Raw genomic sequence first — 9,772 nt, forward strand, 5'->3', positions numbered from 1 at the left:
GGCGCGACCGAGCCTCCATGGACGGATTTACGGCGTCCCCCGCAACCGGACCCACCCCGCCATCCCACGGAATGCCCGCTGTTGCTGTTGCTGTTGCTGTTGAGGTTGCCGGCCAGCGGCCGGCACTACCGCGGGTGCCGGGCGCAGCCCGGCCGGAACCCTTACTCTGCCGGCTTGGCCGCTGCGCTCGCGGCGACGCTCGCTGCACGCCGTGAAAGCACTGCTTCGCGATGGGCGATGTAGGCGTTGGCGGCGAGGATGATGCCCGCGCCGATGATGGTCCAGCGATCCACCGTCTCTGCGAACAACAGCCAGCCACACAAGGTCACCAGCGGCAGTTGCAGGAAGCTGATCGGGGTCAGCGCGGAGACTTCGCCCAGGCGCAGTGCGCGTGTCCACAGCAACTGGCCGATGGTGCCCAGCACGCCGGTGGCCAGCAACCAGACCCAGGCGATGCCGGTGGGCCACACCCATACGAACAAGGCCGGTATCAGCGACAGCGGTACCCAGAACACGTAGGTGTAGAGCACCACGGTGTCGGCGCTGTCGATACGGGTGAGCTGCTTGATCTGGATCGCCACCAGCGAGCTGAGCACGGCGGCGGCCACGGCGATCAGGCTGCCGGACGTGAAGCCGGCCGTGCCCGGCCGCACGATCACCAGCACGCCGATGAAGCCGACCACCACCGCTGCCCAGCGCCGTACGCGTACCGTTTCGCCCAGCCACAGCACCGCCGCGATGGTGACGAACAACGGGGTGGAGTAGGACAGCGAAACGGCCTGTGCCAGGGGCAGGTGGCCCAACGCCCAGAACGCGCACAGCATCGAGCCCAGGCCGATCGCGCTGCGCAGGAAATAGCGCGGCAGCTGCTGGGTCTTCAACGGGGCATGGCCTGGGCGCAGCAGCATCGGCAGCAGGGCGAGCAGGCCGAAGGCATTGCGGAAGAACGCCACTTCCTGGGTCGGCACGTAGCGGGTGGCGTAGCGGATCGCCACCGCCATCAGTCCAAACGCCATGGTGCTGCCGAGCATCAGCAGCGCCGCCCGCAATGGGGTGGCGCTGGCGGGTAGGGCGGGTGTGCTCACCACTGTGCGCCGAGCAGGCGGGGCTCCGGTTCGATCGGCACGCCGAACTTCTCCAGTACCGAGGCGGAGATCCGCCGTGCCAGCGCCAGCAGTTCAGTGCCGGTGGCGTTGCCGTGGTTGACCAGCACCAGCGCGTGGCTGGGCGCAACGCCGGCATCACCTTCGCGGAAGCCCTTCCAGCCACAGGATTCGATCATCCAGGCCGCCGAGACCTTGCGGCGGTCATCACGGTCCGCCGGGAACACCGGCAGCTCGGGGAAGTGCTGCAGCAGCACCTCCACCTGTTCCAGCGGCAGCACCGGGTTCTTGAAGAAGCTGCCTGCGTTGCCCAGTACGTCGGGGTCGGGCAGCTTGCGGCGACGGATCGCGATCACCGCATTGGCCACGTCCACCGCGCTCGGCAGTTCCACGCCCTGCGCCTGCAGTTCTTCGCGGATGCCGGCGTAGCCCATGCGCAGGTCGTGCAGCAGCGGCAGTTTCAGTTCAATGGCGGTGATCAGGTAGCGGTCCGGCTGCTGCTTGAACACGCTGTCGCGGTAGGCGAAGCCACACTGTTCGTTGTCCAGCCGTACCCAGGTTTTTTCCTGGCAGTCCCAGGCCTCTACGGTCTGGATGAACTCGCCGACCTGCGCGCCATAGGCGCCGATGTTCTGGATCGGCGATGCGCCGGCGGTGCCGGGAATCAGGGCCAGGTTTTCCAGGCCGGACAGGCCTTCCTGCAGCGACCACATCACCAGCCCGTGCCAGGACACGCCGGCTCCAGCGCGGATCACGGCGTGGTCAGCACGGTGTTCGAGGAAGCTGATTTCGCGGTTGCCGAACACCAGCACGGTGCCGGGCAGGTCCTCTGCGATCAGCACATTGCTGCCGCTGCCGAGCACCAGCAGCGGGCCATTGGCCACTTCCGGCAACGCCAGAACCTCCGGCAGCAGCGCGGCGTCGTGCAGTTCTAGCAACTGCGCTGCGCTGGCCTGCACGTGGAACGTGTTCAGGGCCTGCAGTGGCGCGTTGTGGGTGAGGGTCCAGCGCAGCGGTGCTGCAGCGTTGTTGGTGTCGTCCATGGGCGTGCTCACAGGGGTGCCACCGCGCCGCGGCTGGGCGCCTCGCGTCGGCGACGGATCGCCTCCACGCAGTCGGCGACCAATGCCGGGCCCTTGAAGATCAGGCCGCTGTAGCACTGCACCAGCGCCGCACCGGCGGCCATCTTGGCCACGGCGTCGGCACCGGACAGGATGCCGCCGACACCGACCAGCGGCACTGATTCGGGCAGGCGTGCACGCAGGCGGCGCAGTACCAGGGTGGACTGTTCCAGCACCGGTGCGCCGGACAGCCCGCCGGCTTCATTGGCCAGCGGATCGCCGGCAACCCGGCTGTGGTCGATGGTGGTGTTGGTGGCGATCACGCCGTCCACCTGCAGTTCGCCAAGTACGCGCGCGGCCGCGTCGATGTCGCGCTCGCTGAGGTCCGGGGCCACCTTCACCAGCATTGGCACGCGTCGGCCATGCTGCGCGGCCAGCGATTCCTGGCGCTCACGCAGCTGGCTGACCAGCTGCCGCAGCGCGGTCTCTTCCTGCAGCTCGCGCAGGCCGGCCGTGTTGGGCGAGGAAATGTTGACGGTGATGTAGTCGGCCAGCGGGTACACCTTGTCCATGCAGGCGATGTAGTCATCGGCCGCCTGTTCGTTGGGGGTGTCCTTGTTCTTGCCGATGTTGATGCCGAGCAGGCCGCGCCGGTTGCGCGCGCGTTCGACGTTGCGCACCAGCGCATCCACGCCGGCGTTGTTGAAGCCCATGCGGTTGATGATCGCGTTGTGCGCCGGCAGCCGGAACAGGCGTGGCTTGGGGTTGYCGGCCTGCGGTCGCGGCGTGATCGTGCCGATCTCCACGAAGCCGAAGCCCAGCGCGAACAGTGCATCGATGTGCTCGCCATTCTTGTCCAGGCCGGCAGCAAGGCCGACCGGATTGGGGAACGTCAGCCCGAACACCGTGCTGGGCATCGGCGCGATGCGTGCGGCCACCAGCGGCGTGGTGCCGGTGCGATAGGCCAGGTCCAGAGCGGACAGGCCGAGACCGTGGGCGCGTTCGGCGTCGAGCGAGAACAGGAAGGGGCGGGCAAGCGAATACATGCGTTGGTTTCAGTCCAGCGTGCCGAGGAAGGCTCGGGTTCGATATTCAAAAGCGACCTGGCCGTCGACCGCGTGGGCGGCGAACAGGTCCTGCAGCGCAGCCAGCATCGGCGCGTGGCGCGGATGGCCGGGCTGCGGCGCGTAGGAAGAAGACAGCAGGCGCCCGCGCAGGGCGTCCAGGTCCAGGTGCTGCACGTTCGGCAGCTGCACCATGCCGCGCAGGCCGGAGCYGAACCAGGCCTGCATGGTGGCATCGTCCTGGTAGCGTTCGGCCACGGCGGTGTAGTCGGTGCCGTAGTCCAGCAGCAGTTGTTCGTAGCCGACCAGGAACGGGCTGGCATCGAGCAGGCGCGAATTCCAGTAGATCAGCGCCAGGCCGCCCGGGCGCAGGATGCGCTGCCACTCGGCGCGCACGGCCACGGTGTCGAACCAGTGGAAGGCCTGCGCGGCGCCGACCAGATCAACGCTGGCATCGGCCAGCCCGGTGGCCTCGGCGCGGCCATCGACGGCGGAGAACTGCGGATACTGCGGCGCCAGCCAGTGCTCGGCGGCGGCGCGCATCGCCGCGTTGGGTTCGACGGCGACCAGTGGATGGCCGGCGGCCAGGAACTGCCGGCTGGAGATGCCGGTGCCGGCGCCGATGTCAGCGACACGCGCGCTGGTTGCCACGGCCATGGGGCCATGCAGCCAGTCCATCAGGGCAGGCGGATAGTCCGGGCGGTAGCGGACATAGTCCGCGACGCGGCTGCTGAAGCGTTCAGTGCTGTCGGCGGAGGTCATCGTGCTTTCACCAGCGCAGTCCAGGTTTGGCGTCGGCGCCGGCGGCCACCATCGCGAAGATCAGGATGGCCACCAGGCCCACCGCAGCGAGGATGTTGAGCCAACCCATGATCAACCCGGCCAGGGCCATGCCATCGCCGTCCTGTTCGCCGGCGCGGCGGCGGATCTCGGCGCGGGCCAGGTGCCCGGTGATGATGGCAACAAGGGCAGCGACACCCGGCAGCACGGTCCAACTGCAGATGCCCGCGATCAGGCTGACCACGGCCAGGGCGTTGCTCTGTCGGGGTGGCACGCTCATCGAGTCCTCCGTGGCAGTGCCGACATGATAGTGCGTCTGCCCCGGCAATCCCATGGTCCGGCCAATGCAAGGCTGCCAGGCAAGGTTGGCAACCATCGGAGCCGAGCGCGGGGTGGCTTTGGCAGGCGCCGACCTTGGTCGACGAATGCGGCGCCAACCAAGGTTGGTAGCTACCGAGGGATCGGCTAGCCCATCAGCACCTGGCCGCCATCGACATTGAGCACGTGGCCGGTGATCCAGCGCGCCAGCGGCGAGCACAGGAACAGCGCGGCATCGGCGATCTCGCGCGGCTGCCCGAAGCGGCCGAACGGAATCTTCGCCAGGGTGCCGTGGTACAGGGCGGGATCTTCGACACGACGTCGATCCCAGAGGCCATCGGCAAATTCGATCGAGCCCGGTGCGATGGCGTTGACCCGGATCCGGTCCGGCGCCAGCGCCAGGGCCTGCGACGTCGTGTAGTGCGACAGCGCGGCCTTGGCCGCCGCATACGGTGCGCCGCCGGGACGCGGTTGCTGCGCGGCGATCGAGGACAGGTTGAGGATGCAGGCGTCGGACGAGGCGCGCAGCCACGGCAGCGCAAGGCGCGAGGCGCGGACCGCCGCCATCAGATCGATCTGCAGGCTGGCGGCCCAGCCGTCTTCGTCATCGGCCATGCCGTAGCCGGTGGCGTTGTTGACCAGCACATCGATGCCGCCGAGCGCGTCGGCAGCGGCCTGCAGCCAGGCGCCGATGCGGCCGAGGTCGCCCAGATCGGTGGCGAAGGTGTGCAGCTGCGTGCTCTGGGCCTGCGCATCGGCCTGCAGGGCGTCAAGTCCGGCCTGGCCGCGGGCGCAGGCCGAGACCTGCGCACCGGCGCGGGCGAAGGCCAGCGCCAGTTCGCGGCCGATGCCCTTGCTGCCACCGGCGATCAGCACCCGGCGGCCGGTGAAATCGATCACCGGCCGGCCGTCGCGCGGGGAGGCGCTCTCCGCCATCACAGGTCGAACTTGATGCCCTGGGCCAGCGGCAGCGAATCCGAATAGTTGATGGTGTTGGTCTGGCGGCGCATRTAGACCTTCCATGCRTCCGAACCGGACTCGCGACCRCCGCCSGTKTCCTTCTCGCCACCGAAGGCGCCRCCGATYTCCGCGCCSSWSGKGCCGATGTTGACGTTGGCRATGCCGCAGTCCGAACCGGCCGCCGACAGGAAGCGCTCGGCGGTCTTCAGGTTGGTGGTGAAGATCGACGAGGACAGGCCCTGCGGCACGCCGTTCTGCATGTCGATGGCTTCGTCCAGCGTGCTGTACTTCATCACGTACAGGATCGGCGCGAAGGTCTCGTGCTGCACCACTTCATCGCTGTTCTTCAGGCCGGTGACGATGGCCGGCAGCACGAAGTTGCCTGCGCGGTCGATGCGCGTGCCGCCGGTTTCGATGGTGCCGCCGCTGGCCTTGGCCTTTTCGATGGACGCCAGGAACTGCTGCACGGCGCCGTCGCTGTTGAGCGGGCCCATCAGGTTGGCCGGGTCGGTCGGATCGCCGATCTTGCCTTCCACCTGCTTGTACGCCTTGACCAGCGTGGCCAGCACGTCGTCATGGATGGATTCGTGCACGATCAGGCGGCGGGTGGTGGTGCAGCGCTGGCCGGCGGTGCCGACCGCACCGAACACGATGCCGGGAATCGCCAGCTTCAGGTCGGCGGTTTCGTCGAGGATGATCGCGTTGTTGCCGCCCAGTTCCAGCAGGCAGCGGCCAAGGCGGTGGGCGACCTTCTCGGCGACCGTGCGGCCGACCTGGGTCGAGCCGGTGAAGCTGATCAGCGGCACGCGCTTGTCGGCCACCATCTTTTCCGACAGCGCGGTGCCGGCGTCGTTGATCAGGAAGAACAGGTCCGGGAAACCGGCATCGCGCAGCGCTTCATTGCAGATGCGCATCGAGGCGATGGCGGTCAGCGGCGTCTTGTTGGACGGCTTCCACAGGCAGATGTCGCCGCAGATCGTGGCCAGGAACGAGTTCCATGCCCACACCGCCACCGGGAAATTGAACGCGCTGATGATGCCGACCAGGCCGAGCGGCTGGTACTGCTCGTACATGCGGTGGCCGGGGCGTTCGGAATGCATGGTGTAGCCGTACAGCATGCGGCTCTGGCCCACGGCGAAGTCGGCGATGTCGATCATCTCCTGCACTTCACCGTCGCCTTCAGGCTTGCTCTTGCCCATTTCCAGCGCGACCAGCGAACCCAGCGCATCCTTGTGCTTGCGCAGCGCTTCGCCGCACAGGCGCACTGCTTCACCGCGACGCGGGGCCGGCGTGGTGCGCCAGACCTTGAAGGCTTCCTGGGCGCGCGCGATGACGGTTTCGTACTCGGCTTCGGTGGTGGCGCGGACCTGCGCGATCGGCTCGCCCGTGGTCGGATTGATCGGGGTGATCAGTTCACCGCCGGTAGCGCTCGACCACTCCCCGTTGCCCAGGTAGGTGCCAGCGTTGATCGCGTCCAGACCAAGGGACTTGAGCAGCTCGGAAGACATGCAGACTCCTGTGTTTCGTTACGTTGTGTTTGGTGCCGTCGCGGGCAGGTGGGGGCGCGACGAACTGAGCCGCCGATGGTAGCAGAGCGCCCGGACTGGCCATGGTGCGCCGCGCCAGTGGCAATGGTGTGGCAGATGAAAGCTTGGAGGGCAGGGCGGCTTGCCTGTAAACTTGGCGGCTGCATGGCCCCGTAGCTCAGCTGGATAGAGCGTCCCCCTCCTAAGGGGAAGGTCGCCCGTTCGAATCGGGCCGGGGTCACCATAATCAATGACTTAGGTCAGCACAGTGGCGTGCAATTCCCACTGTTTCCCGCATATCCACAGGATTTGGTCCCAGTGGTCCCAGCGGTCCCGCTCAGTACCTGAGCTTCGCCACAGCGCCATCGTCGCCTTCAGGCGTCAGATGGGCGTAGAACTTCTCGGTCGTGGCGTAATCGGCGTGGCCCGCCAAGATCTGCACCCTTCGCAACGGCACCCCAGCGATGACCATATGGGCGCAGAAGGTGTGCCGTAGCCGGTGCAGGCTGCCGCCGATTCCCGCACGCTTGGCATCCGAGGCGAACCAGTCGGATACCGTGTCCTTGTGCACGGCGACCAGCGGATCGGGTAGGTGGCGCAGCGCCCAGCGCGCATACCGGTTCAGCGGCACCTCGCGCCACTTGCCCGACTTGGTGCGTCCCTCGCCATCTTCGTCTGGATCGCTCTCGACCCTGAGCTTCCGCCCGGTCACTGAATCCTTGCCCAGCCCAACCAGCTCGCCACGGCGCAGCCCCGTGTGGGCCATGAACAGCCACAGGGGCGCCCGGCTTGGGTTTGCTCGGTAGAGCTTGCGCATCGCCCCCCGGTCGTAGAACCGCACGGCGACGCTACGGACGCCGCGCGGTGCCTGGGTTTCCTCCAGCGGGTTGAAATCCAGTTCCTTCCACTTCACGCCACGACGAAATGCCGCCTGCAGCCTGCGCACTTCCTTGCCTACGGTCTCCGGGGCCACCTTATCTTTGGTCAGGCGGTCCGTCTTGTAGGACTCCATTTCCATCGGCCGCAGGGTATCGATGGGGCGATGGCCGAACCGGGCAATGAACAACCGAACCTCGCTCTTGGCCTTGCCGTGCGTGGTCGGGTGCTCGGCCTTGTACCAATCCAGGTACGCCTCCAGGAAGTCCCTGACAGTGGGTAGCCGGGGAAGGATACGCACGCCATGGGTCAGTTCCGCTTCTTTCGCTGCTCGTACGCCCTCAGCTTCGCGTGGGCCGACGCGACCAATGGCGACACGGCTTCGCTTGCCGCCTTCCCGCCAGTTGAGGTACGCGGCGCCGTCCCGCCAGAAGATTGTGACCTTGACCATTGTCTGGAGCCGTAGATTGCAGAGTAGAGGGCAGCTTTCTCGTAGAGCTTTCTGCCCATGAAATTTCGGGGTTCGATGCCGTAGTCGGCGATGTTCGAATCGAACTGGCTTCGGGACACCCCGCAGTAGTGCGCGGCCTCGTCCACGGTCAGCCAGTCCTTTCCGACGATGTCCAGCTTTTCAGCAGCTCCCATCGGGTCCTCCTTCAGTTCGCGGCCAGCGCAGCGCGCAGCTGCTCGTCTGGATCCGGATAGCAGTCCATGTAGGCGCCGATCACTTCGGCCGCGACTTGCGGGACGATGGCGTTGCCGTAGGCGCGCAGGCGTCCCACGCGGCCGGGAACCCCATGAGCCAGCAGACGAATGCTGGGTTCAAACCGCCGGGCTTTCCCGTCGTGTCCGATGATCCATCCGGCTTGATCCCAAGCGCCAGGGCTACCGACTGATTCAGCGGCACTCCAGTGTCGTGTGGGCGCGGAGGAAGGATCCCGCGGTTCGCATCCGTTGCCGTTGCTGTCGGCCACATTACCGCCGCTGCACTCACCGCGGCCAGGTCCGGTCCATGGCTTCTCGCCGCTTCCCTGATCGCACCCTCCGTCGACCGAACGCCCTTGTCCGCCAGCGATGCAGTCGGCGTGGGCCAGAGCGCGTGCATCAGCGCGATCATCATTGGAAGCGTCTTTCCCTTCGGATTTGCCGCCCACTTTGCATGGAACTCGGGTGTCGCCGATTCGCTGCGCCAGTCCCTGGCCGCCGGCGTGGGCCACAAACCAGAGGCGGTCCCGTCGGTGGGGCGCGTCGACGGCACAAGCCGGGACAACCACCGCCCTGCAGGCGTAGTCGATTCCTTCCAGGTCAGCAGACACTCCGTCGAGCCAGTTCTTGCCAACCGCCGCCGCAACCTGCTCTCCCATGACGACAGCGGGCCGTCGGGCACGGATGAGGCGAAGGAAGTGGGGCCACAGGTGCCGATCGTCATCCTGGGCTTTTCCCTTACCCGCGACAGAGAACGGCTGGCACGGGGCGCTGCCGGTCCACAGCTCGCGGTCGTCGGGCCACCCAGCAAGTCGAGCTGCAAGGGACCAACCGGCGATGCCGGCGAAGAAGTGGCACTGCCGGTATCCGGCGAGGTCTGAGGGTTGAACATCGGTGATGCTCCTGGTGTCGACATGGCCTGGCGGGATCAGCCCGGCATCGATGAGGTTGCGGATCCACTGCGCGGCGTAGGGATCCCATTCGCTGTAGTAGTTCATCGGGCGCCCCCGGTGGCGTGTGCCATCACCCGCTGCGCCTCGGCCATGTCGCCGCGCGCCAGCGCCTGCAGGGCCAGCCCACGGGCCTCCCATGTGCGCACGGTTGCCGGCCGAGCCTCAGACAGATCCACCCCGGACATGCTGGCCAGCTGCCGCCCGATCTCGCGGTGGTCGGTAGGTTCAGCCATGAGCGCACCTCCGCCAGCACCAGCGCAGCCCTGCGCGCGCGGTGCGGTATGCGCGGCTGATCGCCCACAGGGTGGCCAGTCCTGCCAGGAACCCGGCCATGGCGAACACGTGGACCATTGCAGCGGTGAGCAGCTGGTCAGCCATCACCGATCTCCCGAACGTTGTGCACTGACTTCCCGGCCGGCGCTGTCC

At 67.2% G+C, this 9,772-nt stretch carries 12 protein-coding genes and 1 tRNA gene; 1 reads left to right on the forward strand and 12 read right to left on the reverse strand.

The genetic code is table 11. The features are described 5' to 3' along the window. Positions 1-161 precede the first annotated feature (161 nt). The 7 genes from AC1DJN_RS17710 to amaB form a co-directional block, all read right to left on the reverse strand. On the reverse strand, positions 162-1,049 hold the full coding sequence (locus tag AC1DJN_RS17710) for a DMT family transporter (protein ID WP_080148972.1): 888 nt from the start codon (positions 1,047-1,049) through the stop codon (positions 162-164). A 32-nt stretch (positions 1,050-1,081) separates the two neighbouring features. Next, on the reverse strand, positions 1,082-2,146 hold the full coding sequence (gene murB / locus AC1DJN_RS17715) for a UDP-N-acetylmuramate dehydrogenase (RefSeq protein ID WP_051584982.1): 1,065 nt from the start codon (positions 2,144-2,146) through the stop codon (positions 1,082-1,084). An 8-nt stretch (positions 2,147-2,154) separates the two neighbouring features. Then, positions 2,155-3,210: a quinone-dependent dihydroorotate dehydrogenase gene (locus AC1DJN_RS17720; RefSeq protein WP_478039630.1), complete on the reverse strand. Its 1,056-nt coding sequence runs from the start codon at positions 3,208-3,210 to the stop codon at positions 2,155-2,157. Positions 3,211-3,219: 9 nt separating this feature from the next. Then, positions 3,220-3,990, reverse strand: a complete 771-nt coding sequence (locus tag AC1DJN_RS17725; RefSeq protein ID WP_478039633.1) for a class I SAM-dependent methyltransferase — start codon at positions 3,988-3,990, stop codon at positions 3,220-3,222. A 7-nt stretch (positions 3,991-3,997) separates the two neighbouring features. Then, positions 3,998-4,288 (reverse strand): DUF4190 domain-containing protein, encoded by a 291-nt coding sequence (locus tag AC1DJN_RS17730; protein WP_025874887.1) that lies wholly within the window; start codon positions 4,286-4,288, stop codon positions 3,998-4,000. 185 nt (positions 4,289-4,473) lie between these two features. Then, positions 4,474-5,262, reverse strand: coding sequence for an SDR family NAD(P)-dependent oxidoreductase (locus tag AC1DJN_RS17735; protein WP_442251276.1), 789 nt, complete (start codon positions 5,260-5,262; stop codon positions 4,474-4,476). After that, entirely contained in the window at positions 5,262-6,794 is a 1,533-nt protein-coding gene (gene amaB, locus AC1DJN_RS17740) for an L-piperidine-6-carboxylate dehydrogenase (RefSeq protein WP_478039635.1), read from the reverse strand. The genes AC1DJN_RS17735 and amaB overlap by 1 nt, the downstream gene beginning before the upstream one ends. 185 nt (positions 6,795-6,979) lie before the next feature. On the opposite strand from amaB, the gene AC1DJN_RS17745 reads away from it, so the two are divergent. Next, positions 6,980-7,056 (forward strand) — tRNA-Arg (locus tag AC1DJN_RS17745). Positions 7,057-7,149: 93 nt separating this feature from the next. Here AC1DJN_RS17745 and AC1DJN_RS17750 read toward each other — a convergent pair. The 5 genes from AC1DJN_RS17750 to AC1DJN_RS17770 are packed head-to-tail and all read right to left on the reverse strand — an operon-like array spanning position 7,150 to position 9,724. After that, complete coding sequence (locus AC1DJN_RS17750; protein ID WP_442251275.1) at positions 7,150-7,989, reverse strand: tyrosine-type recombinase/integrase; 840 nt, start codon at positions 7,987-7,989, stop codon at positions 7,150-7,152. An 8-nt stretch (positions 7,990-7,997) separates the two neighbouring features. Next, positions 7,998-8,333, reverse strand: a complete 336-nt coding sequence (locus AC1DJN_RS17755; protein ID WP_442251274.1) for a hypothetical protein — start codon at positions 8,331-8,333, stop codon at positions 7,998-8,000. A gap of 11 nt (positions 8,334-8,344) precedes the next feature. Beyond that, entirely contained in the window at positions 8,345-9,391 is a 1,047-nt protein-coding gene (locus AC1DJN_RS17760) for a DNA cytosine methyltransferase (RefSeq protein WP_442251273.1), read from the reverse strand. Beyond that, on the reverse strand, positions 9,388-9,579 hold the full coding sequence (locus AC1DJN_RS17765; RefSeq protein ID WP_442251272.1) for a hypothetical protein: 192 nt from the start codon (positions 9,577-9,579) through the stop codon (positions 9,388-9,390). Before AC1DJN_RS17765 ends, AC1DJN_RS17760 begins: the two co-directional genes overlap by 4 nt. Further along, positions 9,572-9,724 (reverse strand): hypothetical protein, encoded by a 153-nt coding sequence (locus AC1DJN_RS17770; protein ID WP_442251271.1) that lies wholly within the window; start codon positions 9,722-9,724, stop codon positions 9,572-9,574. Before AC1DJN_RS17770 ends, AC1DJN_RS17765 begins: the two co-directional genes overlap by 8 nt. Positions 9,725-9,772: the final 48 nt, after the last annotated feature.

This window comes from Stenotrophomonas sp. 05L414_2, assembly GCF_056397905.1.